Genomic DNA, 25058 nt, shown 5'->3' on the forward strand with positions numbered 1-25058 from the left:
ATTATCAAGTTAGTCGAGAAAACCGAAGTGAAAAGCGTGCGCCTTGATTTTCAACACTGCTAGCGGTTAATGTCGCGCCCATCAACTCGGCAAGTTGACGGCAAATTGGCAAGCCGAGCCCCAAACTAGATGTATCGTGGCGTGATGCTTGTACTCGGTAAAAACGTTCAAACACCTGATCGAGTTGAACAGGTGACATACCTTGGCCGCGATCGGCAACCGTAATAATCAGTTCATTGTCTTGGTAACTTAGGTGCAAAGTCACAACGCCACCATCTGCACCATATTTAAACGCATTATCGAGTAAGTTCACCACTATCTGCCTGACTCTTCCGGCATCAAGCATCACGGTCACGCCCGATTGAATATCTGCGTCCAATACCACTCCTCGCGCTTCGGCCTGTGCTTGGTAACGCACTAAGGTCGATGTTAACAGCTCAGAGAGATTTACTCGTGTTGGAGACAACGTCAGCTGCTTTGACTCGGTTAATGACAACAAACATAAGTCGTCGATAATGCGATTGACGTTGTGAAGTTTTTGGGTGATCACCGCTAACTGAGACTTATCCATAGGGACTACACCGTCTTCCATCGCCTCCAAGCGCGAACGAATGCCGTTAAGTGGTGTTCTAAGCTCATGAGATAAGTCGGAATTCATTTGTTTATATTGCTGATGCAAACCTTGTAGCCAAGCCGCAAGATTATTGAAACTACTGATGATTTCACCAACTTCATCATGGCGTTTTAGCGCTAAGCGGGTGTCTAACTCTCCCGACTCTATCGCCTTAAAGCTACGTTTAAGCTGTTTAAGTGGCGACAAAAAGTACCACGCCCCCAACCAAGCAAGCAGGGCTGCAATAATCGATAAAATCACCAAAGTAAGCATAAAATCATCCAGCATAGCTTGCTGCAACGCTTCCTTTTCAAAGGACCTATCTAGCAATACCTCAGGTAACCAAAACAACTCACCATGTGGTGATAACGCATATTGCGCCTCATTAAATTGCACCACAAACGCCGCAACACCGGGATGATGGATAGAAAATTGATGACCGGATTTGACCTGCTCATAGTCTACGGTGAGATCGGGGTTGAGGATCTTTACATCCGCTGTTGAGTTAGCATCTCGCCAAATAAATAGCTGCTCAGGAAAGGTTGATGCTAAAAACGTTAGCGTCGCTTCTGGGCTCGTGAAGGTGTTGCCAATCAGTGCTTCCTCCACTAAATCTTCGTCAAGCAGAGCGTGCCCAAACGTCACCGCGCTTTGCTTATTAAACGCTAAAAAGGTGCGCTCGGCTGAGTTTTTAGAGAGTTGATAAAAGCTCCCGAGTAGCGCAAAGGTGCAAAGCGCCACAAGTAAGGTAAATTTGGTTTTTAGCTTCATGAAGACACCTTACGCGCAATAAATTGATAGCCTTGCCCGTAACGAGTGGCGATAAACTTGGGCTCAGTTTTACTGTCGCCTAGTTTTTTACGCAAGTTAGCCAAGTGAGTATCGACTGCCCGATCCGTAATAGGCGCATCACTTCCCCATACTTGTTCAATTAATTGCGCCCGGCTAAATAATTGTTGCGGTTGCTTGGCCATGGTCAGTAATAACTCGAACTCCACAGCCGTTAACGCAGGCGTTTGCTGTATTATCGTCACCGATTTGCTCTCAAGATTGATACTTAAGCCGTCAAACAACAAGGAAGCACTCTGCTGACCGCGATAGCTACGCTTACATAGTGCTTTGGCTCGTGAGATGACCTCTCTAGGGCTATAAGGCTTACATACATAATCATCCGCACCAAGCTCAAACCCCTCAAGGCGATCGGTTTCAGATACTTTGGCGGTCACCATAATGGTAGGAATGTTGCGCGCAACGGCGTCTTTAAGTAGCTCACGGCCATCACCGCCGGGTAGCATGACATCTAAAATAGCGAGTTTAAATGTTAGATTTTGCAGTGCCCTATGGGCATCTGGGGCGTTATCGAAATAGACAACCTGCATATCCGCTTGTGCCAGATATAAACGTAATATCTCAGCACTGCTTGGGTCATCTTCTACATATAAAACTGTATATTGGTCAGACATAGGGAGGCGCTTTTTGTCCTGATTGTAATTATTGGATGTGGAATTGTGAAGCACAAAAGTCGCGATGGCTGGAACCTATCGCGACCAAAAGACGATGAGAACAACAATGGAATCTAACTAATTTGCGTGCTGATCAAGGCTCTGATCTCACTCAAGGTGGTTTCTTTTAGTAGCTGTCCATCTTCAAACACCACTTCTAACAAGCCTTGCTTTTCTTCTTCCTCGGTCACATTGTCCTTGCAGATCAACTCACCATTTACGCGTTCTACTTTGAGCAGTCCCTTTGCTGAGCGCTTTTTGCTGTCGGTTTTTGGCTCTTTAAAAATTGCCACACGCTGGTTGTTTTTAACCACACTGGTTGCTTTTACCGCAGAGCCATGGGTATCGCGGGTGACATATTGGTAGCTGTATGAGCCAATGCCAAGCACCACTTTGGACGCAAATCCTTTGTCCATCAGTCGCTGTAGAATTTGACGCTGACGCTCAAGGGTAATTGCATCGCCATATATTGCGCCAATATGCTCATCTAGCAATTTAAAGCCTTTATCAGTCACAGTGCCACCAAAGGTATCCCAGAGACATTCAATCAGTCCTTTTACTTCACACTCCTGCAGCTGCGTTGGGTGTGGTTCGACTGAATAGTAATTTCCCTGCCAACGATACGCTTCAAAGCCATCTGTCATTGCCATTTCTTGCGCTTGCTGCTGAGAGTCAACCAACTCGCTATATTCTGATACTGGTGAGACACAATACCCAGTCAAGATTTTCACCGGATCTCCGGAGTCTGGACGGATCACCACAGTGCCATCACGAGCCATGATCTCTGCTTTTAATTCTGGCAAATACTCAGTGACTAGCTTCCAAAAATCCCAAGTATCAGAGACCACACTGAGGATCCCAGTCGGTGACTGCTCACGCATCAAATATTGGAAAAACTCGATTTCACCCTCTTGGATCCAAGAACAGGTTACAGAGTGCTCGGTTGCATCTACTGAGCAGCCAACCAGCTCTTTGTCGACATCCGCGCCATAGTACTTTTCAGCAAATAGTACTGCTGGGATGGTATCCGTCCCTACAAGACCAGACGCAAGGTGACCGAAACCACTCATAGCCGCAGCGTGCTTACCAAACATGCCGCGAAAACTAAAATCATGACCCTGAAACGGCACGATCTCCTGAGGTAAACCGGTTTTTTGAGCAAATTCTCGGAACACTTTTAAATATGCAACTGAGGTGGTAGCGCTCGTTTGGATTGGCCAGTTTTCGCAGCTTAATACCGTCTCAATCATATTGGTTAGCCATTCAAATCCAGACTTAGTATTGACCACAGTGATGGGCGGTACCTGATACGGCACTAAAGTCCCTTCTGGCAGCGCTTTAATCCTCAGCGGTAAATAGCCTAAGTCGTGTAGCGCCTCGAGATAACCCACGTCTACAGGATAGCCCAACATTGCTGTCATGATCCGTCTATGATTTGCCACAGCGGTGTGCTTGTCTGCTGCGAAAAAGTCTTGCCACTCTTCTTGTAAGTAACTTTTGATAAAATACTGCAGCCCCACAAAAGCCACTTTATCGTTATTTGCAACATTGCTTAACTTGCCGCTACGCGAGGTAAAGTTTGCATAAACCTCTGTTACTTCCGGGTGATAAGCGCGGCTGTGAAATTCTTTATATACGTCTTTTTGCATACTTGCTGCGGTAATTGTCATGGCAATGTTCCTTATAATTCAATCATGTTGAGTTGCACATCGTGGTGCTCGGCTAAGTCGCCTTTATCACGGCACGAATTAGTCGTGTAAACGGTATCGATCAGTCCACTAAAAACGCCTAATCCTTGAGAGAAAATACCGTGTGTTACGTAAAGCGCAATTGAGTTAGCGCCTTGTGATTTTAGTACCTTAGCAAGTTCAGTGAAGGTTCTGCCACCATCGCAAATATCATCAACGATCAGTAAATCTTTACCCTTTACCTCACCAAGCACCTGCGTTTGTACAATCTCCCCCGTTTTAAGGTTACGTACTTTTTGTGCTTGGATAACCTCAACCTCACCACCAAAATGCTGCGCAATTTTTAGTGTTTTTTTACTCGCTCCCGCATCTGGTGAGACTAAAGTGAGTGCACCGCACTGCAACTGTTGCTGTAAAGCCGGACATTGCGATATCAATGTCGTTTGCTCAACATTCTCCACTCGCTCAAGGAGTGCAGGTACAACGTCGCTATGTGCATCCCACACGGTGACTTTGTCTAGCGCCAGTTGATTGATAAGTGACGCCATCACTTTTGCACCTAGCGCCTCACCCGATACGCATACCCTGTCTTGGCGCGCGTAGGGGAAATAGGGTAACACTAATTCTATTGGCGTCCGCGCCAAACAAAGTCGCTTCAATGCATCCACCGCCATCAGTAAACGCATGATATGAGAAGAATTGGTCACTCTGGCTGTGATTTGAACTTTTTCGCAATCACGGAAATCAAAGGCCTTGAAACGAATATGCTCTTCCCCACCTGAGAAGGTAAATGCTTCATATTTAACATCTTTTTTGTTTCCAGAGAATTCATAACTCGTGACTTTCATAACCTTTCCTTAATAATGTCTCTAAGACACAAATAAGGTATCAAACATTTTTTGATCAATCAACAACTTTATGTCCAAGGGACATTTAATGTTTATTTTTAACATAGGGGCATTCAGTATATTTGCCATACTGGCCACAATTGTTTATTGTGTCTAAAAGACACAAACTAAAAATATCATGAGCCCTGATTACGATTTAACCCAATACCAAAACCCACTGTTCACGGTAGACAGCGTGTTATTTACAATTTTGCAGGACAGCTTAAAAGTGCTGCTGGTGAAACGCGCTAACGCTCCCTTTAAAGGCCGCTGGGGATTACCTGGAGGGTTTGTTGATGTTGAGCTGGATGACAACACGGATATGAGCGCGCTACGTAAGATCAAAGAGAAAACCAGTGTTGCCCCACAATACCTTGAACAACTTCAGGCCTTTTCTGGGATCAACCGTGATCCGCGAGGCTTTAGTGTTACCTTGGTTTATTACGCCTTGATTTCACCTCAGCAAGTGGCAACGCAAATAGACTCGGTAGATGATGTGAGATGGGTGGATCTTAGCGAGATCCCAGATCTCGCCGTGGCTTTTGATCATAAGCATATTATTGAAAAGGCCAAGGCAAGACTGCAGCAAAAGGCGTTATATTCCATGATCCCGGTTTATTGTTTGCCTGATCAATTTACCATTGGACAACTCAAAACCGCCATCGAAGCCATTATCGCCAAACCCATTCAGCGCAAAAGCTTGGTAAGACGCATCGAAGCCTCAAATATGTTTGAAGCACTGGATGAAAAGGTCAAGTCAGGGGGACGGTTAGCACAGCTCTATAAGCTAAAGCCTGATGTCGATATTGTGCATTTTGAGCGAAATCTGAGCTTAGGATAAAAATGCAATTGTGCGGTGTTCATTACAGAGCAATCACTGCCCCTTGCAGATAATCGAGCTCCTGACACCGCATTTGCAGTAACTTAATAAAATCTCTGGTGTAAGTCGGTGGAGTCCGTTGATTTGGCCAAAGCGCGTAGATGCTGCGAGTAAATTGCCAGTCACCGATATAGCTAAATGCGGTTTGAGATTGTGCTGCCAACGCTGCAATTTCTGTCATCGGTAATACGCCAGCACCGTTAGCCGAGCCTACCAGTTTACGCACTAAGGTAATATCACCCACATAAGAGACGTGACTAAACTGCGCCAATAGTGCTCGCCACTCATCGGTTGCGGGTAGTTGCGATGCTTTAAAGGGCAAAAACAAGGTTTGTGTAGTCGCAATCTCCTTGGCTACCACCGCTCTTACCGCGATTTGCCCCAGCCGTTTTTGATAGACGCTTGAATCATCCAGCTCCCCAACTCGCACGGTTAAATCAAACCGCTTTTGGCTGAGTAAGGCCACGCTATTGGCAGGCTCCACATGCAATTGGATCTCAGGATGCTGGGCCTGAAACGATTGCAGCGCAGTATACAAAGGACCAATCATTAAGTTTTGCGGGCATAACAGGTGAAAAGTGGACGCTTCTAGTGTTGATAGCGCCTCACTTTGCGCTTGCAAGGCGAGCAAAGACTCCGCCATTTTATCCACCACCGCCTGACCATGATTCGTTAATGCAAGTCCTCTGGCGCTACGCAGTAAGAGTGGATAACCTAGTTTCTCTTCCAGCGCTAACATCCGCTTAGATAAGGTCGGCGCGCCTATGCCAAGGTCTTCTGCCGCTTTCGCAAAACTTCCTCGGCGGCTTACCTCAACAAAGAGTCGTAAGTCATCTAGCATGGTTATCTCCGCAATCTTAGCTTTCCATTTTTGCCATTCTGATCGGCTGGCAACTCCCTACAATCATACCAACAGCCAAAGGAGGAAACATGCAAAAACTCATTTTTACATTACTGCTGTCATTGTGCCTGTCGTTTATGGTGTCTGGATGGGTCACGTACATCAATTTGGGATTAGTGGCAGACTTCACCACGCGATGGGCGCATGCCTTTGCTAATGCTTGGCCGGCCTCGTTCATCGCCGCCTATGTTTTATCAGCCCCAGTTACCGCCGTTACTAAACGCATTATGGAGAAATACCATGGCCAACAGCCACAATAACGTCAACGTTATCGCCCATATCACACCTAAAACCGAGCGCTATCAAGATTGTATTTCCGCAATCCAAGAGATCTTGCCAGCCACTCGAGCAGAAGCAGGATGTTTACGCTTTGAACTTTATGAAAGTGAAAACCGCACCCAACTTACCTTAGTTGAGCGCTTCGTCGATCAAGCCGCGTTCGATTTTCATCACCAGCAAGCTTACACCAAACAGGTATTTACACTGTATCAAGGATGGTTGGCAAAAGCGGTGGATATTACCTCTTTATCGCCTGTAAGGTGATTAAAGTGAGGATCAACATAGAGTAAACTGAAAGCCTTGTTCAAACCTAAACAGCGAATAAATAATGCTTTTCCAGTTACTACCTCCGGAACTACTAAAGTTGCATTTAGGACTCACCCTAAATGCAACCCTTTTAGTTCATGTTTGACCCTGCCTTCAGATTAATTAATAAAATCAATAGTTGGTGCGTATATGATGCGCAAAGAGGTGGTAAACCCGTCAACGTCAATTTGATTATCACCTTCACTTTGATTTTTATGCCATTTTACATCTATAGTCATATATAGCTCATCTACAAATTCAAATTCATAGTAAGCACCATAATATATTGTTTGAAAGTTAAGGCTTCTTGATGTTGAGAACGAAGTTCCTGCGCTGAGTTCATTAAAAGGTGTGTTATCTGTGCGGAAACGCAAATCGGTAGTGAACTCATCCTCTATTTTAAATCCAGTTAAGCCCAACAACAGTCCCCAATCCATTTGGCTATTTCTTGGATTTGAAAACCTTAGTTTTTTATATCCCCCTAGCAACGGTAGCCTAAAAGAGAAGTCATATTCCATTTTTATTGTTGATTCTAAGGTGGTTCTAAAAGCAGCCTCTCTGTCACTGGTGTCATCTAGTTTTACAAACTGAACCGGAGTAGTTATTGATGAGTCTTCGCTAGATACAGGAACACTAATGCCTAACTCAACCCATGGCATTTTCGCCGCAACTTCAAAGCTTGGAAAGCTAGAGTTTGCAAAACTCTGAGTAAAGCTAGCTTTATTTACTCCACCAACAGCATCTGGGGTGAAAGGTGATAAATCAAGCACATTATTAGCGCGGTAGTTAATTTTAGGAGTATACGCATATGAAAAGCCTAGGCCTGCTTTAAACCGGCTTGTACTAATGTATTTATCAGTAAACAAACGTAGTTCCTTTTCAAAATCCTCTTTTCTGTAATTTAACTGTTCATCTGATGCGTTTGTATCATTCAGCAATAAGCTAGCCTTTACTATTATTGGCATCCTCGTTCTTAATTGATAACTGAGATTAGTGTTATAATGAATTTCGTCGGCATAGCTACTTGCACGCAGATCAGACGTCAGCTCTCTCATTCTACTAACAAATTTCTTATCTGGTAATTGACTTAGGTTGGCATCTAAAGTCAAAACATAATTATAAAGTAGATCCGTATCTATTGTCTTTTTCAGCAATAAGTAATTCACAAATTCAGCGCTCTGAGTAACCAACTCATCAGGTATATTTGAAACAGAGGCTATATTTAATATCCACTCGTAGGTAGTAATAGCATTTCTATCTGATTGATCTAACTCTACAGGAGTATTGCTCTCATCAACCACTGATACCTTTTGCTTTCCTTTGTCTGTTATTACATCTGTTTTCCTCACCGGATCCTCGGCCTGTGATATATTGCTGAATAGAATTAGCGAGATTGTTGATATGGTTATAAGCGTTTTCATGTTTTATCCTTCATAGTGATGAAAGATAAAAATAGTACAAAAAAAAAACAAGTGTAAAATAATGAAATCAATCGTAATTTAATTGATCTTTATTTACTATCTAAGGACCTTTTCTGATATTTAAAACATGACGTTTTTACGAACTGTGCTCTCGCTGATTGAATACTTAACCAGATCAGTTTTCAGCTTTATATCTTCGATTATTCATGTCTTCATAAGTCGAAGAGCGCTATAGACCCCCTCTATAAGCCACAGCAACCGACCACACTGACACGACAATACTGATGAGTAATTAAGGAAAAAAATATGACGCAATTCTATTTTGGAGATTGGCACAACGAACTCGCCTCGACACCTTAAAACAAGCTTTATCTCAACAAGATAAGACAAAGATAAAAACCTTATCGGAAGCCCTGTTTGAAAGTTATTTGGATGTCACCGCAGCACTCACGAAAGCACAAGTCATCCAGTATGCCGACTTGATGGGTGATGAGTTGAGTGCGATAGAGCTCGATATTTGTATGGGGGAATTAGTTGATCATCACCACCCAGAAGATATCGAAACGGTCTGTCGTCATTGCCTAGAACTTGGCATTGGTTTTCCATTCGCCGACTATTTTTTGGTGGAAATGACGGCGAATCGCTCAGAGTTCGACATTGAGTTTTTTGAGCGCACCGTAGCCCCTTCTTTTGTGGAGCTGCGCAAAGCAGGCAAAATGTCTGTCACAGACTACTTTGCACTGATGTGCGAAATTGTTTGTCGCCTTGATAACTGTAAATATGGCGCGAATTGTTTAGAAAAGTTACTTAAAGACCCAGAACTCGACTTAAGTCAGCTAACCGAAAACGACTATACTGCGTGTTTAGATACCTGCCACTACGGCTACTTTCTCAAACCGGAACTGTTTCGCTTATTTGTGAAGAAAGCGAATGGTCGTCAAGTAAACGAATCCACAACAGAATGGCAAGAATCGGGGGAGTATTTTCTTATCACCAGTCCATTTTCGGTGAAGCCAATGCATATTGTGGCGGTTGGGAAGAATATAAAGACAGTTTTACCGATGCCTTTATCGAACTAAAGCGCAGTAACTTAGTTACTCAAGTAGAACAACAAGTTATCGATTGCTTAGAAAGAGATGGTCACCATGATCTTGCCCAAGCTTTTATCACTGCGTAGTCAAGCTAGCTAAATAGTAGTACTTAAAGCAATGGAAGGTGCGCACACTTTCCATTGCGAAATAGCAAAGCTTAGAAGCTTAGCATTTTTTTAACATGACAAACTTGAGGTAATACATTTTTTTGCACCTCAAATTGTACTCTGTCACCTTCAGAGATTGTCGCTGCGATGTTCGTTACTCTTTCAAGAATAGTAGGATCGCTGTAGCTTACAGTACCATTCATTACGCAGCGGAACTTACGTCCATTAGAGTCTTGAGCATTTACAGTTAAATGGTTTTCGCTCACATTCATAGAGAAAGTGCCTGCTTGGCTGTGGTTTAACACAACTTCAGCAGTTTGGATGACCACGCTACCATAATCTACTTCTGTGATTTTTACTTCAGCAGCAGAAGCCGACCCTGCAGATACACCTAACGCTAAAACGGTTGCACCCAAAACTTTGTTTAATACTTTCATTGTATATTATTCCTTTATACATTTATTAGAAAAGCCCTTAAAATCTAAGGCATTGCAAACCTAACACATAACAAATTTAAATAAAACAAAACAAGTTTAAATATTTTTTAACACGCCGCGTAGTTAGTTTAAGATTCAATTTGAACAAGCACACGCAGACACCATTACCGCATTAATAGCCTAGGGCGCAGTATTCCCCGTTGCCGTGCGCGATACACTAGTTTTAGTGTCTAGAAATGATCAAACACCAACAGCTACCTTATTTTAGAAGCGCTTTTTATACGAATAATGAACAATTTTGTGCAATGCTAAGTCGAAACTGTCATAACCATGGTGAGCAGATAACTGTGGATGTCAGTGCTGCTCCTCTATTGGAAGGGTCACTCACAAGTGAATTTTATATTATTAAACCTGTTAACCAATTAGATGCTTAGTATTTTGTGCTTCCTGTAACTTTATTTTTTTCTTTAGCACTTCTAGTATGTGCTTTGCCATAAGTGGCGATACACTGTTACCTATCATCCTAAAGCTATGCCATTTAGTTGGGTGAAATATAAACCAGTCAGGGAACCCCTGAAGTCTAGCGGCTTCCCTAACTGTTATTACTCTATTCTGCTCAGGGTGAATCGGTCTTACAGCTTGATGACTTCCTTTGTCTGAACCAGTTCCAGCTCTTAGTGTAGGACATAGCCCTTGCCAGTCTAACCTCTTACCGCGGCTTGTTTTATCTACCTCTCCTTGTTTTAACGCTGCGTATCTCTCTAACACTTGCTTAGAGTGAATTGTCTCAAAAAAACCGCTAGTTTCGTTATTCATTAAACGATTTAGTGCTGTATTATCACCCAACCCATTTCTAGGCTTTTTTCTCATTGCTTTTGCATAACTAGATATTGGCTCTTTGGTGTCCAATTGTGCCCAACCTAAATCTTGTTTATCTTTACTTTGCTTGATTGGATGAGCTAAATCAGAAATGGCATCTTTAACCGTATTTCTTTTAATATTCTTAGGGATTAGTTCAGAAATATCACATTCATTTACAAGCTCAGGGTTGTAGCCAACAACAATAACACGCCTTCTCTTAGTTGGCGCCCCATAGTCAGAGGCGTCAACAACAAAAGGGGTTAACACTTTGTATTTATTATCTAATATATCTAAAGAAACCTTAAGCTCATTGACATTTTTTGAGTCTAATAGGCCCTCTACATTTTCCATTACGAAAAGCTTGGGATTAATTAAATTTACATTTCTAAAAAAGTGTCCTAACAAGCTTCTCCTTGGATCATTTTTATCAGAATGCCCCATACGACTGTAGCCTTGACATGGCGGACCACCAATAACGACATCAATCCTTTCATCACCTATAATCATTTTCCAAGTGTCAGAATTTGTTTTCGATAAATCTGCATTTAACACTCTAGTGTTGGGGAAATTAATTTTGTAAGATGATTGTAAGGTAGTATCGACATCTATTGCGGCGAAAGTCTCAAAACCAGCAAGTTCAGCACCTAAGCCGAACCCACCACAACCACTATATAAATCAACAACTTTGTAACTTTTCTTAGTAGGCATCGATTATTCTTACCGTATGTTTTTCTGTATATTACACTATTTGAGAACTTTGTCGACCGACCAAGCTATGAGGCGTAAAGTTTTTAATTCCTATTAATCACATTCTCTTGTAATTATCTTTCGCGACAAATAGTATCTAGTGTATCAATTATGAATGGATACTTGTATGGCTTCTAATAAGCAAGGGAACATAGCGAATTTCACCCCCACTAAAAGATTTTTTGTCGATATGCTCACGAGAGATATCGATTTAGAAGATGCTATTTTAGATTTGTTAGATAATTGCCTTGATGGCGTGGCCCGTAGCCAAAAAAAGAACCCCGATGAAATTAATTATCAAGGTTACGAAGTAAATATATCTTTTGATAAGAAGCACTTTATTATCGAAGATAACTGTGGCGGAATACCATCTGATAGTGCTGAGTATGCGTTTCGAATGGGAAGGCCATCAGACGCACCTGATGAAAAGCTGGCAACAGTAGGTGTCTATGGTATTGGTATGAAGCGATCTATTTTTAAAATGGGTCAGTATTGTGAAATTGAAACTCAACACTCAGTCGAAGATGCTTTTAAAGTTGTAATTGAAGAGAGCTGGCTTGCAAGCGATAAAGATTGGGAGATACCCATGCAGAAAACATTGTCTATGGATGATGTTTTTGGCACAAAAATAACAATTAAAAAGCTACATAAATCTGTAAGCGATGAGTTTTCAAGTAAAGCTTTTTCAACCAAATTAACTAATAAAGTAGTCTATGCATATAGCTATATAATCAACAAAGGATTTAGCGTAAAAATTAATGGAGCAAAAATAAACCCTAACCCAATTAATTTAAGGTATGAAGATATTGAGACAGCAGGAAGATCAATACAACCATATATATATAAAGCCACAATAGACGACGTAGAAGTTAAATTAATAGTCGGTTTTAATGCCCCACTAGTTACAGATGAAGTTGTAGAGCAAGAGAAAAAATCCCCTACAAGAAAGACCGAAAATGCGGGTTGGACAATAGTATGTAATGATCGCATTGTAGTATACAGAGATAAAACGGAACTTACTGGTTGGGGAACCGATTTTGCAAGATACCACACGCAATTTATTGGTATTAGCGGCATTGTCTATTTTAAGTCTAACTATCCAGAAAAATTACCAATCACTACGACTAAACGTGGCATAGATACAGGTTCACGCTTATTCCTTAAAATAAGAAAACATATTATTGAAGGTACAAAGATATTTATTGATTATACCAATAAGTGGAAAGGCAATGAGCTTATAAAGAAAAGCAACGAACGATTACAAAGCAGTAAAGAAGCTTCCCCACTTGAGATTATCGAAAAGTTTCAAAGCAATGAAGATAAATGGACTAAAGTTCAAAATAGAAAAGATGAAATTAAGTTTCGGCCAGAATTACCCGTGCCGGAATCTGTTTTAGAGAAAGCAAAAAAGCTGTCATTTAGTCGAAAAAGCGAAGATATAGAGCTAGTTGCTGATTACTTAAGTTTAGATGAAGGTTATACACCTACAGATGTAGGCGAAGCTTGCTTTGATTTTGTATACAAGGAAGCTTTAAAATGAGTGGAAGCAGCTTACCGTATCATTTAAGAACAAATAAGGCTATCGATAGACAGATATTCTTTGATTTACTCAATAATCTTCATTTGCCAAGTAAGCTTCATCTATACAAGTATATAAGCCTCGGTGGCCCAATGCTTACTGATCATCAGTCACTTCATTATCAATTAGGATTAACAAAGTTAGAGTCAATAGAAAGAGATGAAGCTGCTTTTAGCCGTCAAAATTTTAATAAGCCATTTGGTTGTATTGACTGTACAAAAACAAGTATTGCGGATTATGTTCTTAATTTCGATGAACAGGAGCCAGTAATTGTTTGGTTAGATTATGTTGATACCAAATGGAGGCAGCAGTTTAACGAGTGTTACGACTTATTATCTAAGCTCAAAGAGTTTGATATATTTAAAGTTACATTTAATGCAAACCCTGACATGCTTACTGGTAATAATAAAGAGGAGCGCCTTGCAAAATTTAAAGAAAAAGCGGCAAGTACCTATTTAAGTGATAATTTGATCGTAAATGATGTTATTCCTATGGATAGGTTAGCGCAAACCATAGTCGATACCTTTAATTCTCTTGCTGACGATGCCATAGATGCAGCTAGTGATCTTGTGTTTGAGCCTTTAACCATTTTTAGGTATATAGATAATCGTCATCAAATGCTAACGATTACAGGAGTAGTCTTACCTAGGAAAGAAGACTCTAGAGCGGATTTGATTGAAAAATCACATTTAAATACTTGGGAAAATCTATCTTCCGACTGGCGAGATATTCACGAAATTAATGTTCCAGATCTAACATTTAAAGAACGAGCTGTCATTAATCAGTTACTTCCAGCTGATTCATATCAAGAATTATACGGAAAACTTCCGTTTAAATTAGACAAGGATGATCGCAAAGGTTTAAAAGCGATCGCTAATTACATAAAGTACTATCGTTATATGCCACACTTTCAAAAGTTGGCAATGTAAACTAATACTAGATGTGGATATTTGACTGTAACCATTACTGATAGCAACTAATTATTACCCGTTATTCATTCTGATTAATAGGAGCTTGTGACAGATTTTAGATCAGATGGATGCCTAATAATGAAGTCTGACAGATTAAGTTAAAGCCAATCTATATAAGTAAAAAACGGTCACTAAATGTGACCGTTTTGTTTCGCACTCAAAAAATGTAGCGAACTTATAAGTTTCTGACTTTAATATTAGTTGCGCATTTTAAACACTGTTTCGAACATTATTTAACGTTCACAAAAGCGCTTGCGCGCCTTTTCTTATTCTACCGTTACACTCTTTGCGAGGTTTCTCGGCTGGTCAACATCGGTGCCTTTGATCACGGCTACATAGTATGAAAGTAGCTGTAGTGGGATTGTGTAAACCACTGGGGCGATGATGTTTTCTACGTGGTTGACGTTCATTACTCGCATGGTGTCGTCTGAGGCAAAGTTTGAGTCTTTGTCTGCAAATACATAGATGATGCCGCCGCGTGCGCGTACTTCTTCAACGTTTGATTTGAGCTTTTCAAGCAGCTCGTTGTTTGGTGCAACGACGATGATAGGCATATCTGCGTCGATAAGCGCGAGCGGCCCGTGTTTTAGCTCGCCTGCCGCATAAGCTTCGGCGTGGATGTAAGAGATCTCTTTTAGCTTAAGCGCACCTTCCATTGCGATTGGGTATTGTGAACCACGGCCTAGGAATAGTGAGTGGTGCTTGTCGGCGAATTCTTCTGCCAGTAACTCAATGCCGTCAGCCATGCTTAGGGTTTCTTCAAGCTTGGTTGGCAGGGTTTTGATGGCGTTGACGATTGCACTTTGGTCACGGCCTTTTTCCTGCGCGATTGACGCAGTTAGCATCAATAAGCCAACTAATTGAGTCGTGAATGCTTTGGTTGATGCCACCCCAATTTCAGCGCCGGCTTTGGTCATAAAGGCAAGATCTGACTCACGTACAAGTGATGAGCCTGGTACGTTACAGATGGTCATTGAGGCCATATAGCCTTGCTCTTTGGCAAGACGCAGTGCCGCGAGCGTGTCTGCGGTTTCACCTGATTGTGAAATGGTTACCAATAGACTATTTTCATGCACAAATGAGTCGCGGTAGCGAAATTCTGAGGCGATTTCAACGTTACAGCTTACGCCTGCAAATTGCTCCAACCAGTAGCGTGCCACCATGCCTGAGTGGTAAGACGTACCACATGCGATGATCTGTACGTGTTTTACATCTTTAAAGATTTCATTGGCTTTGTCGCCAAATGCGTCGATACTAACGCGATCGTTGTCTAAACGGCCTTCAAGTGTATTACGTACGGCCATTGGCTGCTCGTAGATTTCTTTTAGCATGTAGTGGCGGTATTCGCCTTTGCCCGACGCATCCTGAGTAATATTAGACTCAACCACTTCGCGCTCTACAGAATTGCCGTTAATGTCGAAGATTTCTACCGTTTCACGAGTAATGCGTGCTACATCGCCTTCTTCTAGGAAGATAAAGCTGCGTGTTACTGGTAATAGCGCAAGCTGATCAGAGGCAATAAAGTTTTCACCAAGGCCAAGACCGATAACCAGTGGACTGCCTGAGCGTGCCACGATGATTTCATCTTGGTTTGCTTTGTCAAACAATACCGTGCCGTATGCACCTTCAAGCTGTTTTACCGCTGCTTGCACGGCAGCGAGTAACGTGGTGTGTTGCTGTCTGAGTTGATGGATCAGGTGCACCATCACTTCGGTGTCGGTGTCAGATAAAAACTCGTAGCCGTCTTCTTTTAATGCCGCGCGCAAACCTTCGTGGTTTTCAATAATACCGTTATGCACCAATGCGATTTCGCTGTTAGAAATATGCGGGTGCGCGTTAGCTTCTGTTACGCCACCGTGTGTTGCCCAGCGCGTGTGCGCGATACCGGTAGTACCTTTTACTTCAGCATTTTCAAGCGCAGATTCTAGGTTTACCACTTTACCCACGGCTTTCACGCTGTTGAGTGCGCCGCCTTCGCAAAGTGCGACACCCGCAGAGTCATAACCACGGTATTCAAGGCGTTTTAGGCCTTCTATAAGAATTTTGTTTACTGGACGCTCAGCAACAGCGCCTACAATTCCACACATAATCTCTCCATTATTTGCACGTTGTGTGTAGTTCAGCACAGATAAGTTGTATGCCACGCGCTTCGATCGCTTGGCGGAGGTCATCGGCCAAGTTGTTGTCAGTGATCAAAGTGGTGATCTGTGCCCAAGGTATTTCTAAATTTGGAATTTTACGGCCAATCTTGTCGGATTCGACCATCACAATCACTTCACGGGCTGACTTTGCCATCACACGGCTCAGTCCAATTAATTCGTTGAATGTGGTTGTGCCGCGCTCTACATCAATGCCATCGGCACCAATAAAAAGCTGATCAAAGTCATAGGATTGCAGTACTTGCTCTGCTACTTGCCCTTGAAAGGATTCTGAGTGCGGATCCCACGTCCCGCCGGTCATCAATAAGGTTGGTTCATTCTCCAGTGATAACAATCGATTAGCGATATTCATTGCATTGGTCATCACGACTAAGCCGCGCTTTTGCGCAAGCTCTGGAATTAGGGTTTCGGTGGTTCTGCCGCTATCAATAATGATGCGATTGTGATCTTTAATCAGTTCAGCGGCCGCTTTGGCAATGGCCGTTTTGCGTACCGAGTCTTGCTCGTCTTTACCTGATGCAGTGATCTCTTTCGGAAGGGCTATCGCACCGCCATAGCGGCGTAGTAACAGGCCACTTTTTTCTAGTGCTGTTAAATCCTTACGAATCGTAACTTCTGACGTTTCAAACTCAGCGGCGAGTGATTCTACGCTTACTTCACCGTATTCATTTACCCATGAAAGAATGGTATGTCTGCGCTGTTGAGTGTTTCGTTTAGTCATTAAATAAGTTTCGTTTCGAAATTTAAGGCGATTATAGTCGAAACTTCAAAACCTAAACAAGTTAAATTTTGCACTGAACAAATTTTAACTGGAAATATTTTGGTCATCAGGATACATTTCCCAGTTGAGGTACTTAAAAGGATAATTAAATGAACAAAAACTTAATAACATCAATACTTTGTTGTTCACTATTACTAGCAGGATGCGGCGGTTCAGGCGGTGACACCACACCAGTCAATCAGGATAGCGGCAAAAATGGAAATAATGGCAACACAGATTCAAATAACGGCAACACGGATTCAAATAACAATAATACAGATTCAGGAACGGATACCACGACTAAGCCAGTCGCAAAAATTCAGGCAAGTGCCTTTGGGGAGACAGGCAACGTTATTCAGCTTAGCACTGCGGGAAGTACGATCCCTGAAAATGCCGAAATAACATGGCAGTGGCAAGCCAAACCCCAAGGCAGTAACGCTCAGTTTTCTAACCCCAACGCTAAGCAAGCGCACTTTACCGCTGATGTTGCAGGCAGCTACATAGTAGGGCTAACAATCAAGTCAGGTAGTAACGAATCGACAACACAGTTTGAGATCCGTGTAAAAGAAAAAACCACACCAAGTGTGAACACGCCTCCTGTCGCTGATTTCACACTCACAAAACAGGAAATTGCCATCAACGAGCATCTACAGTTAGATGCGAGCAGCAGCTCAGACTCAGACGGCGATAGTCTCAGTTATAAATGGAAAGTCACTGCTCCTGCTAATGTTGATGAATACACATTGGTAAGCCCTAACAATAACCTTGCCTCTTTTGCCTCTAAATTTGCGGGTGAATACACCATTACTTTAACCGTTTATGATGGTAAATCGTCACATAGCAAATCAGAAAAAGTCATCGTTATAGATAACCAGCCAGCTCTTAAAGCGGTTATTTCAGCGCCTTCAGAGGTTACATTAAGCTCAATGACTTTTGTTGAGCTGAAAAGCGATGGTAGTCAGTATCAAGGCGCTGTCACACCGCTTTGGAGTTTTGACAGCAAACCGAGCGGCAGCCAAGCCGCAATGGCAACACCAAATGGATTTCTCACCTCGCTTCAATTAGATAAGGCAGGGCAATATAAAATCCGCTTTAGCCTTAAAGACAAACAGGGCCGTTTAAGTGAAGCAACCCATACCTTAACGGCCAAATTAGGCGAAGCAAACAAACCGCTTGTATTCGTCGACGCGCCAGAGTCAACCAAAATTAATGAAGCCATCGAGCTTAGTGCCAAGCGAAGTAGAGATACAAGCGGCAGAACACTCTCCTTTAATTGGACGTTTGAGCCGTTAGAAACCGGTTTGACGTATTCCGTTACGAATGAAGACACCGACACGGTGATTTTTACGCCTCACGGAGAGGGGAGTTACCGTTATTTTGTGGAGGTAAGTAACGGTGAGCTAAGCCAAACCGCCAGTGGCGTGATAAAGGTTCACCCTGAAAACTATGGGCCCACAGCGTCTATGAGTCCACAAATATCTACAGCTACGGAAGGGGAAACCAAAGTCTTTGTGGTATCCGCAGAAGATAAAGACGGCGATCCGCTCACTTATCGCTGGTCGCTTGAAACGAAGCCTGAGAATAGCACTGCAGTGGTCAATAATGCTGATAATCGCGCGTCTATTACCTTTGATGACGCTGGTAACTATGTGCTGAAATGCACAGTGTCAGATGGTAAGGTTGAACTAGTAGTCGCGGCATTCATCAAAGTAAGTGCAGCTCAAAATAGCGCACCAGTAATTACAGCACTGAACTATCAAGGAGTACTGAAAACAGATGCTGCACTGCAGATCACTTCAACGGTTATGGATAGCGACAGCAACGCAAGCAATTTGACCTATTTTTGGAAGGTGGTTGCTCCGTCAGGCGAAGTGGTTGACAGTACCGCTGTAAATGACTCGAGCCTACAGTTCACTCCTGTAGCACCAGGCGACTATCAAGTAAGTTTAAGTGTTGTTGATGAAAAGTCCGCTTCCGTTGCAACTAAAACAATGACACTTTCAGTAGAATAAGGTCTCTCTACTCGATAACTTTTAAGGCTTAAGCGCTCACCTGCGGGCGCTTAAGCCTTTTTATTTAAACGGTTATGTCGGATGGAGCTAAGTGACGGATCTCCATATTGCTGATATGCGTTCCCGAAGCGTCCTCAGGACCAATTTCATCATAGGCAGACTCAACTCTGAGATAGGCTTGAGTTGCACCGAGTTCCGCCAGCTTTGTCTCGGCCTCTCGCAGCGAGTTAAACGGCGTTAGTTTGCCCTCAGCATGCATTAAGATATGCAAGTTCCCATCACTATCTTGACCACCCGCAAGATAGTGATTTGAATCCGCGTAGCTAAGCACGATGGCATGGAGTTCTTTATTAGCGATTTTTTCTTTGAGTGTGGCAGCAAGCATAATGCTTTCCTCATTTAACCGATTAATAATTAAACGGCACATGTGCGTGTTTGGTTCACCTTGATAGTCATGAATGTGTTGTCGCAAACCTAATGTCGTGATAAATCACGACCTACCAGCCAACCGTAGGTCGAGGCTTACCTCGATGCGATAATGATTTATCCATTCGAAACCTAATGTCGTGATAAATCACGACCTACCACCCATCCGTAGGTCGAGGTTTACCTCGACGGGATAATCGTTAACCCATTCGAAACCTAATGTCGTGATAAATCACGACCTACCACCCATCCGTAGGTCGAGGTTTACCTCGATGCGATAATGATTTATCCACTCGAAACCTAATGTCGTGATAAATCACGACCTACCATCCCCCGTAGGTCGAGGTTTACCTCGACGGGATAATCGATAATCCATTCGCAAAACTATTGTCGTGATAAATCACGACCTACCACCCATCCGTAGGTCGAGGTTTACCTCGACGGGATAATCGTTAACCCATTCGAAACCTAATGTCGTGATAAATCACGACCTACCATCCCCCGTAGGTCGAGGTTTACCTTGATGCGATAATCATTTATCTATTCGGAACCTGTTGTCGTGATAAATCACGACCTACCATCCATCCGTAGATCGAGGTTTACCTCGATGCGATAATGATTTATCCATTCAGAACCTAATGTCGTGATAAATCACGACCTACCACCCATCCGTAGGTCGAGGTTTACCTCGACGGGATAATCGTTAACCCATTCGAAACCTGTTGTCGTGATAAATCACGACCTACCATCCCCCGTAGGTCGAGGTTTACCTCGACGGGATAATCGTTAACCCATTCGAAACCTGTTGTCGTGATAAATCACGACCTACCATCCCCCGTAGGTCGAGGCTTACCTCGACGGGATAATCGTTAACCCATTCGAAACCTAATGTCGTGATAAATCACGACCTACCATCCATCCGTAGGTCGAGGTTTACCTCGACGGGATAATCGTTAACCCATTCGAAACCTAATGTCGTGATAAATCACGACCTACCACCCATCCGTAGGTCGAGGTTTACCTCGATGGGATAATAGTTAATCCATTCGCAAACCTGTCGTGATTGATCACGACCTACCAGCCAACCGTAGGTCGAGGTTCACCTCGACAGATTTAATCGAAGGGATTATCTTTAAAATTCATCTCTCAATTGCAAGGAATGCACATGAGCTGGAATGACCTGAGAAAAGGCAGGATATCAATCCCGTACGCGGAATACTTCATTACGTTTAACTGCCATAAACGCACGCCCTATTTTACGGATTATCGGCTGGCACGATTGTTTTGCCAATCTATCTCACATAATGAACAAAAGTTTGAGTGCTGTTGGCAAACATGGGTGCTAATGCCAGATCACTTTCATGGCTTACTAACACTTGGAAATGCACAACTTGGTAAGGTTGTTGGAGAATTAAAAGGCAGAACAGCTTACCTGCTAAATAAACAATTGGATTCAAAATACAAAATTTGGCAAAGCGCGTATTACGATCATCAGCTCAGATCCACAGAAGATAGGCATACCATTGCCCGCTATATTGCTGCAAACCCACTAAGAACCAAGCTAGTAAGCCGCATTGGTGATTATCCTTATTGGAACTCACACTTTTTATGATTGGCTAGGGCCTGTTGACCTTTGCTGTTTGATTTTTGTTCTCCTGAGTGTGTTTTGATCGCGACGCTCGACTTGTCGCCTAGTAATCTAGGCAAAAGTTGAGCAACAATGAACAAAGCGCACTCAGGGGAACCCAAAGGGCAGCGCTTGATTGGCATTTCTACTGTGTTGCCCCACAAGGATGTGGGGTAAGGTGACTTTGCAGGAGCACAAAGTCTTTATCGCCTAACTTACATAGAATAACTATGCTACGCAGGCTCTGCCTTGTATAAATACCAATCAAACTGCTGAAAAAACAAACTTGAAAGGTCAACAGGCCCTAGTTAAAGGCGCTCTTCCCAACTCAGTTAACACGCTTCGATATACCGACAAGTTACCTTCCGCCATCACCTCAATGGCAAATTCACTGCACATTTTAGCGCGGCCTTTACGGCCCATTTGCTCTCGTAAAATCGGGTCCTGCAATAAGCGATTAAGATCTTGGGTAAACTGAACTTGATTACCAACCGGAGCAAGTAATCCGGTTTCATTGTGCGCAACCGCTTCAGGAATGCCGCCAGCAGCAAAGCCCACGACAGGCACGCCAGATGCGCTACTTTGTAATAACGCTACGCCTAGCCCTTCCATCGATGCTGGATGTGCAACAATATCAACCGCCGGTAAAATACGCGCTACGTCTTGTCGAAATCCCACTAGCTGGACAATTCTTTGCAGCCCCAGTTCATCTATACGTGCCTGATACTGTTGCTGCTTTGGCCCTCGACCAAACAGTAATACGCGCAAATTAGGATGCTCAGCAATGAGTTGTTTGGCTGCACGCATGATCACATCTTGCCCTTTGCGCTCTATCAGTTGCGCAAAATTAGCCACAACCAAGGCATTTTGGGGCAGTTCAAACTCATCAAGTAGCCATTGCCGCTCCGCTTTATTTGGCGTAAAACGCTGCGTATCGACTGCACTGTGAACCAACTTTACTTGCTCAGGGGCGACACCTTGCGAGAGTAATACTTGGCGGATCCCCTCTGAGATAGCGATAACTTTATCGTAGGCTGGGTATTTTAATTTTGACCACCAGCGTGGCTCGGTGTTGTCGACTCGCCTCGATAAAATAACAGGAACATTAAGCGACTTCGCGGCAAGTAACCCCAAGTATCAACCCCTCTGCGGCTGTGAATATGAACACAATCAGGTTGGTGATGGGCAATAACCCTTCGCAAACGCAAACATTGCATGACATCGAGATCGCCTGCCATTTTCACAGGAACCACAGCAACTTGCTTATCAACTGCTGCAATCATTTCACTATTAGGCGGGCAAACCAGCACGTTCTCAATGCCCTTTTGCTGTAACGCTTGAGTTAAATACACCACTTGTTGTGCGCCGCCATATAAGTGACGGCCCGCTTCAATATGCAGAACTTTCATAGCACTTCTCCTAGTGCGCTCGAGACTCTTTGTGGCGTGAGCCCCACCATACAATCAAAACGAGCCTCACAGGTTGGCCGACGTTTGCATGGTGAGCAAGCAAGTTTATCGCTCAACACGCGACCATTTGGATTGAAAGTGTTTTCATACGGCAAGGTTGAACCAAACAATGCAATAACCGGGATATGATGCGCCATCGCCATGTGAGTCAGCCCAGTATCAACGCCAATCACGCCTTTTGCCCCCCGAATGATCTCACTGCACTCAAGCAATGTCGTTTTCCCGGTTAGATTAATGATCCCCGGCATCTGTTTTTCTAAGCGCTCGCTATGTGCGATATCGCTTGGTCCGCCCAACATAATAATATGCGTACAAATAGACTGCTTTACTTGTTTATACAACTCACTCCAATGCCCATCCACCCAGTGTTTCTGTGCTCTCGTTGTAAACGGGCAAAACACCACATAAGGCTGACCTTGGGTATGCTCAAATAACAGCGCCTCTGCATGTCGTTGTGTCTCGTTCGAGGCGATGAGCGAATATTGGAACGCCGCTTCTGGCGCACCAAAAAACTTCGCAGCAGCTCTGTATTCCGAGCTGATATCAGCAGACCAAGGCGAGGTCACTACCTTATTCATAAGCCACTGACTGCCTTCGCGACTATTGATCCCAACCTTATATTGAGCACCACTAAGCCAAGCCAGCACGCCACTTTTAAGGAGTCCTTGGGCGTCGAGTACTAAGTCGAATTGTCGGCTAGCCAACTGCTGTTTAAAGGTATTAACTTGCTTAAGTAGCGCGATGATCCCCTGTGCTTTTCGCACTTTTTGCCACTCATTACGAGGCCAAAGGATCACCTCATCTAGCAATGGATTTTGTTGTAGCAAGGTCGCGCCGGCAGGCTCTGCTAACCAACTCAGTTTTGCCTCTGGATAACGTGCCTTTAGTGCAGAAATAAGACCTGACGCCATCACGATGTCACCAATGGCACTGAGTCGGACAATAAGGATATTGTTGTATTGCATGGCTATCTGATCACCATTGGATGTAATCGGGTACTATGCACTGGCCGTTGCGCCTGCTTTAACTGATATAAAACTTGCAATGTGGTTTTGTGTAGTGCGCCATTATGCTTTGCGATAGCGGCTTGCCCTGCTTGTATTTGTTGTGCTGTTGTCGCATTATTTTGCCAATAGCCGATGACTTCTTTGGCTATTTGCTGCGATTCGTTACCCTCAACAAGTGCACCAGCTTGACTCAGCGGCGCACATATATCTTCACAATTTCGTCGACTACTTCCCATTACGACGGCGGCCCCTTGGATAATGGCTTCGGCAGGATTATGGCCACCAAGCTTAACTAACGAGCCACCAATAAAAGCAACATGGGCATCACGATAAAATGCAAATAGCTTGCCCATCGTATCGAGCAGGTACACTTGCGTATTTGCCGTTAATGTTGGCGCCTGCGAGTAACGCTGACAGCTCAGCCCGCTTGCTTGCAGCAGCTGCCAAACCTCATCAAACCTTTCAGGGTGACGCGGTGCGATAATTAGCTGAGCCGCTGGATTTTGCTCTAACAACTGCTTATGCGCTGCAACTACCGCTATTTCTTCGGTGTCATGCGTGCTCCCCGCAATCCATGTCAGCTGAGAGGGTTTTTGCGTTGGGTCGGCGTGCTTAAGCGCTGGCCAATCGTACTTAATATTACCGCACATCATCAGTTTTTCTGGTGGTACACCCAACTCGCGAAAAGCTTGATAACTTAGCTCACTTTGCGGCAGGATTTTATGCACCTTTGACACCATAAAGGTAAAAAGACCTAACATTTTGGCATAACGGTTTTTTGATCTCTCGGTCATGCGTGCATTCACTAGCATCACTCGACTGCCTCGGTTACGCGACTGACGGATAAGATTCGGCCACCACTCCATCTCAACCGACATGGTCAAAACCGGATTAAAATGCGCTAAGAACGTACCAACCGTCAATTGAAAGTCCAGTGGCAAATAGGTGTGAATGACTTGCTCCCCCCAGTTTCGCTCAATATAGTTGGAACCCGCGACCGTGGTACAAGTAAAAACAATGGGTAAATGAGGATGCTGTTTATGCAACTCAGGAATAAGTTTAGCAATAGCGGCGCATTCGCCGACAGAGACGCCGTGTAAGTGAATACAGGCGGGTAAACGCTTACAGTCGTAGATACCTAAGCGCTGCAAAAAGTGCTTTTTATAACCCGGTTTACATAGCCATTTTTTTAATAAGATCAGCGCAATCAAAGGTAAACACAACAGCAGGATACTGTTATAAACACCAATCCAAAATGAATGAGCTGATCTTTTACGAAGACGAGAGGTTGCCTTAACCTTAGCCATAGCTACACCTTGTTATTCAAG

Annotated in this window: 23 protein-coding genes; 8 read left to right on the plus strand and 15 right to left on the minus strand. The window is 43.4% G+C overall.

What is annotated here, in order from left to right:
- Positions 1-4: 4 nt before the first annotated feature.
- From B1L02_RS17885 to prs, 4 genes are all read right to left on the minus strand, one after another.
- Positions 5-1384, minus strand: coding sequence for a sensor histidine kinase (locus tag B1L02_RS17885; RefSeq protein ID WP_088532104.1), 1380 nt, complete (start codon positions 1382-1384; stop codon positions 5-7).
- Complete coding sequence (locus B1L02_RS17890) at positions 1381-2076, minus strand: response regulator transcription factor (RefSeq protein WP_088532105.1); 696 nt, start codon at positions 2074-2076, stop codon at positions 1381-1383. Before B1L02_RS17890 ends, B1L02_RS17885 begins: the two co-directional genes overlap by 4 nt.
- Positions 2077-2189: 113 nt before the next feature.
- Entirely contained in the window at positions 2190-3785 is a 1596-nt protein-coding gene (locus B1L02_RS17895; RefSeq protein WP_088532106.1) for a nicotinate phosphoribosyltransferase, read from the minus strand.
- A gap of 11 nt (positions 3786-3796) precedes the next feature.
- Positions 3797-4651: a ribose-phosphate diphosphokinase gene (prs, locus tag B1L02_RS17900; RefSeq protein WP_088532107.1), complete on the minus strand. Its 855-nt coding sequence runs from the start codon at positions 4649-4651 to the stop codon at positions 3797-3799.
- A 178-nt stretch (positions 4652-4829) separates the two neighbouring features.
- On the opposite strand from prs, the gene B1L02_RS17905 reads away from it, so the two are divergent.
- A complete protein-coding gene (locus B1L02_RS17905; RefSeq protein WP_010376576.1) occupies positions 4830-5531 on the plus strand; it encodes an NUDIX hydrolase in 702 nt (233 codons plus the stop codon).
- A 22-nt stretch (positions 5532-5553) separates the two neighbouring features.
- On the opposite strand, the gene B1L02_RS17910 is transcribed toward B1L02_RS17905, so the two are convergent.
- Positions 5554-6411, minus strand: a complete 858-nt coding sequence (locus tag B1L02_RS17910; protein ID WP_088532108.1) for a LysR family transcriptional regulator — start codon at positions 6409-6411, stop codon at positions 5554-5556.
- An 89-nt stretch (positions 6412-6500) separates the two neighbouring features.
- On the opposite strand from B1L02_RS17910, the gene B1L02_RS17915 reads away from it, so the two are divergent.
- Together B1L02_RS17915 and B1L02_RS17920 are read left to right on the plus strand one after the other, a co-directional pair.
- A complete protein-coding gene (locus B1L02_RS17915) occupies positions 6501-6731 on the plus strand; it encodes a DUF2798 domain-containing protein (protein ID WP_010606951.1) in 231 nt (76 codons plus the stop codon).
- Positions 6712-7014, plus strand: a complete 303-nt coding sequence (locus tag B1L02_RS17920) for a putative quinol monooxygenase (protein ID WP_088532109.1) — start codon at positions 6712-6714, stop codon at positions 7012-7014. Before B1L02_RS17915 ends, B1L02_RS17920 begins: the two co-directional genes overlap by 20 nt.
- A gap of 161 nt (positions 7015-7175) precedes the next feature.
- Here B1L02_RS17920 and B1L02_RS17925 read toward each other — a convergent pair whose 3' ends face one another.
- Positions 7176-8477, minus strand: a complete 1302-nt coding sequence (locus B1L02_RS17925; protein ID WP_088532110.1) for a hypothetical protein — start codon at positions 8475-8477, stop codon at positions 7176-7178.
- 329 nt (positions 8478-8806) lie between these two features.
- Between B1L02_RS17925 and B1L02_RS17930 the strand changes: the two genes are divergently transcribed.
- Complete coding sequence (locus B1L02_RS17930; protein ID WP_088532111.1) at positions 8807-9556, plus strand: hypothetical protein; 750 nt, start codon at positions 8807-8809, stop codon at positions 9554-9556.
- 169 nt (positions 9557-9725) lie between these two features.
- Here the strand turns inward: B1L02_RS17930 and B1L02_RS17935 are convergent, their stop codons facing one another.
- Together B1L02_RS17935 and B1L02_RS17945 are read right to left on the minus strand one after the other, a co-directional pair.
- Positions 9726-10112 carry a hypothetical protein gene (locus tag B1L02_RS17935; RefSeq protein ID WP_069021141.1) on the minus strand — a complete coding sequence of 129 codons (387 nt, stop codon included), beginning with the start codon at positions 10110-10112 and terminating at the stop codon, positions 9726-9728.
- 414 nt (positions 10113-10526) lie between these two features.
- Positions 10527-11681 carry a DNA cytosine methyltransferase gene (locus tag B1L02_RS17945; RefSeq protein ID WP_088532113.1) on the minus strand — a complete coding sequence of 385 codons (1155 nt, stop codon included), beginning with the start codon at positions 11679-11681 and terminating at the stop codon, positions 10527-10529.
- A 166-nt stretch (positions 11682-11847) separates the two neighbouring features.
- Between B1L02_RS17945 and B1L02_RS17950 the strand changes: the two genes are divergently transcribed.
- Together B1L02_RS17950 and B1L02_RS17955 are read left to right on the plus strand one after the other, a co-directional pair.
- Positions 11848-13260, plus strand: coding sequence for an ATP-binding protein (locus B1L02_RS17950; RefSeq protein WP_157757254.1), 1413 nt, complete (start codon positions 11848-11850; stop codon positions 13258-13260).
- On the plus strand, positions 13257-14228 hold the full coding sequence (locus tag B1L02_RS17955) for an O-methyltransferase (RefSeq protein WP_088532115.1): 972 nt from the start codon (positions 13257-13259) through the stop codon (positions 14226-14228). Before B1L02_RS17950 ends, B1L02_RS17955 begins: the two co-directional genes overlap by 4 nt.
- Positions 14229-14536: 308 nt before the next feature.
- Here B1L02_RS17955 and glmS read toward each other — a convergent pair whose 3' ends face one another.
- Both glmS and B1L02_RS17965 read right to left on the minus strand, forming a co-directional pair.
- Positions 14537-16357, minus strand: a complete 1821-nt coding sequence (gene glmS, locus B1L02_RS17960) for a glutamine--fructose-6-phosphate transaminase (isomerizing) (RefSeq protein ID WP_088532116.1) — start codon at positions 16355-16357, stop codon at positions 14537-14539.
- 10 nt (positions 16358-16367) lie between these two features.
- Entirely contained in the window at positions 16368-17150 is a 783-nt protein-coding gene (locus B1L02_RS17965) for a DeoR/GlpR family DNA-binding transcription regulator (RefSeq protein ID WP_010377680.1), read from the minus strand.
- Between the two features lie 149 nt (positions 17151-17299).
- Between B1L02_RS17965 and B1L02_RS17970 the strand changes: the two genes are divergently transcribed.
- Entirely contained in the window at positions 17300-19201 is a 1902-nt protein-coding gene (locus B1L02_RS17970; RefSeq protein WP_088532117.1) for a PKD domain-containing protein, read from the plus strand.
- Between the two features lie 64 nt (positions 19202-19265).
- Here the strand turns inward: B1L02_RS17970 and B1L02_RS17975 are convergent, their stop codons facing one another.
- On the minus strand, positions 19266-19586 hold the full coding sequence (locus B1L02_RS17975; RefSeq protein ID WP_088532118.1) for a DUF6482 family protein: 321 nt from the start codon (positions 19584-19586) through the stop codon (positions 19266-19268).
- Positions 19587-20792: 1206 nt separating this feature from the next.
- On the opposite strand from B1L02_RS17975, the gene B1L02_RS17980 reads away from it, so the two are divergent.
- Positions 20793-21239, plus strand: a complete 447-nt coding sequence (locus B1L02_RS17980) for an REP-associated tyrosine transposase (RefSeq protein WP_088532119.1) — start codon at positions 20793-20795, stop codon at positions 21237-21239.
- Between the two features lie 309 nt (positions 21240-21548).
- Here B1L02_RS17980 and B1L02_RS17990 read toward each other — a convergent pair whose 3' ends face one another.
- From B1L02_RS17990 to B1L02_RS18000, 4 genes are read right to left on the minus strand one after another with little or no spacing between them, the layout of a single operon-like run.
- The gene (locus B1L02_RS17990; RefSeq protein WP_232003112.1) at positions 21549-22388 is read right to left on the minus strand and encodes a glycosyltransferase; all 840 of its coding nucleotides are present in this window, start codon (positions 22386-22388) and stop codon (positions 21549-21551) included.
- A complete protein-coding gene (locus B1L02_RS24615) occupies positions 22298-22663 on the minus strand; it encodes a glycosyltransferase family 4 protein (RefSeq protein WP_232003113.1) in 366 nt (121 codons plus the stop codon). Before B1L02_RS24615 ends, B1L02_RS17990 begins: the two co-directional genes overlap by 91 nt.
- Positions 22660-23688 carry a glycosyltransferase family 9 protein gene (locus B1L02_RS17995; RefSeq protein WP_088532121.1) on the minus strand — a complete coding sequence of 343 codons (1029 nt, stop codon included), beginning with the start codon at positions 23686-23688 and terminating at the stop codon, positions 22660-22662. The genes B1L02_RS24615 and B1L02_RS17995 overlap by 4 nt, the downstream gene beginning before the upstream one ends.
- Before the next feature lie 2 nt (positions 23689-23690).
- Positions 23691-25037 carry a 3-deoxy-D-manno-octulosonic acid transferase gene (locus tag B1L02_RS18000; RefSeq protein WP_088532122.1) on the minus strand — a complete coding sequence of 449 codons (1347 nt, stop codon included), beginning with the start codon at positions 25035-25037 and terminating at the stop codon, positions 23691-23693.
- Positions 25038-25058 lie beyond the last annotated feature (21 nt).

Source organism: Pseudoalteromonas piscicida (assembly GCF_002208135.1).
Lineage (GTDB): Bacteria > Pseudomonadota > Gammaproteobacteria > Enterobacterales > Alteromonadaceae > Pseudoalteromonas > Pseudoalteromonas piscicida_A.

Coding starts and splice junctions, on each gene's coding strand:
- B1L02_RS17935 (WP_069021141.1), bottom strand. CDS start 10,112: ATGAAAGTATTAAACAAAGTTTTGGGTGCAACCGTTTTAGCGTTAGGT.
- B1L02_RS17890 (WP_088532105.1), bottom strand. CDS start 2,076: ATGTCTGACCAATATACAGTTTTATATGTAGAAGATGACCCAAGCAGT.
- B1L02_RS17980 (WP_088532119.1), top strand. CDS start 20,793: ATGAGCTGGAATGACCTGAGAAAAGGCAGGATATCAATCCCGTACGCG.
- B1L02_RS17975 (WP_088532118.1), bottom strand. CDS start 19,586: ATGCTTGCTGCCACACTCAAAGAAAAAATCGCTAATAAAGAACTCCAT.
- prs (WP_088532107.1), bottom strand. CDS start 4,651: ATGAAAGTCACGAGTTATGAATTCTCTGGAAACAAAAAAGATGTTAAA.
- B1L02_RS17950 (WP_157757254.1), top strand. CDS start 11,848: ATGGCTTCTAATAAGCAAGGGAACATAGCGAATTTCACCCCCACTAAA.
- B1L02_RS17905 (WP_010376576.1), top strand. CDS start 4,830: ATGAGCCCTGATTACGATTTAACCCAATACCAAAACCCACTGTTCACG.
- B1L02_RS17895 (WP_088532106.1), bottom strand. CDS start 3,785: ATGACAATTACCGCAGCAAGTATGCAAAAAGACGTATATAAAGAATTT.
- B1L02_RS17945 (WP_088532113.1), bottom strand. CDS start 11,681: ATGCCTACTAAGAAAAGTTACAAAGTTGTTGATTTATATAGTGGTTGT.
- B1L02_RS17995 (WP_088532121.1), bottom strand. CDS start 23,688: ATGCAATACAACAATATCCTTATTGTCCGACTCAGTGCCATTGGTGAC.
- B1L02_RS17910 (WP_088532108.1), bottom strand. CDS start 6,411: ATGCTAGATGACTTACGACTCTTTGTTGAGGTAAGCCGCCGAGGAAGT.
- B1L02_RS17920 (WP_088532109.1), top strand. CDS start 6,712: ATGGCCAACAGCCACAATAACGTCAACGTTATCGCCCATATCACACCT.
- B1L02_RS17955 (WP_088532115.1), top strand. CDS start 13,257: ATGAGTGGAAGCAGCTTACCGTATCATTTAAGAACAAATAAGGCTATC.
- B1L02_RS17915 (WP_010606951.1), top strand. CDS start 6,501: ATGCAAAAACTCATTTTTACATTACTGCTGTCATTGTGCCTGTCGTTT.
- glmS (WP_088532116.1), bottom strand. CDS start 16,357: ATGTGTGGAATTGTAGGCGCTGTTGCTGAGCGTCCAGTAAACAAAATT.
- B1L02_RS17885 (WP_088532104.1), bottom strand. CDS start 1,384: ATGAAGCTAAAAACCAAATTTACCTTACTTGTGGCGCTTTGCACCTTT.
- B1L02_RS17925 (WP_088532110.1), bottom strand. CDS start 8,477: ATGAAAACGCTTATAACCATATCAACAATCTCGCTAATTCTATTCAGC.
- B1L02_RS17965 (WP_010377680.1), bottom strand. CDS start 17,150: ATGACTAAACGAAACACTCAACAGCGCAGACATACCATTCTTTCATGG.
- B1L02_RS24615 (WP_232003113.1), bottom strand. CDS start 22,663: ATGAAAGTTCTGCATATTGAAGCGGGCCGTCACTTATATGGCGGCGCA.
- B1L02_RS18000 (WP_088532122.1), bottom strand. CDS start 25,037: ATGGCTAAGGTTAAGGCAACCTCTCGTCTTCGTAAAAGATCAGCTCAT.
- B1L02_RS17970 (WP_088532117.1), top strand. CDS start 17,300: ATGAACAAAAACTTAATAACATCAATACTTTGTTGTTCACTATTACTA.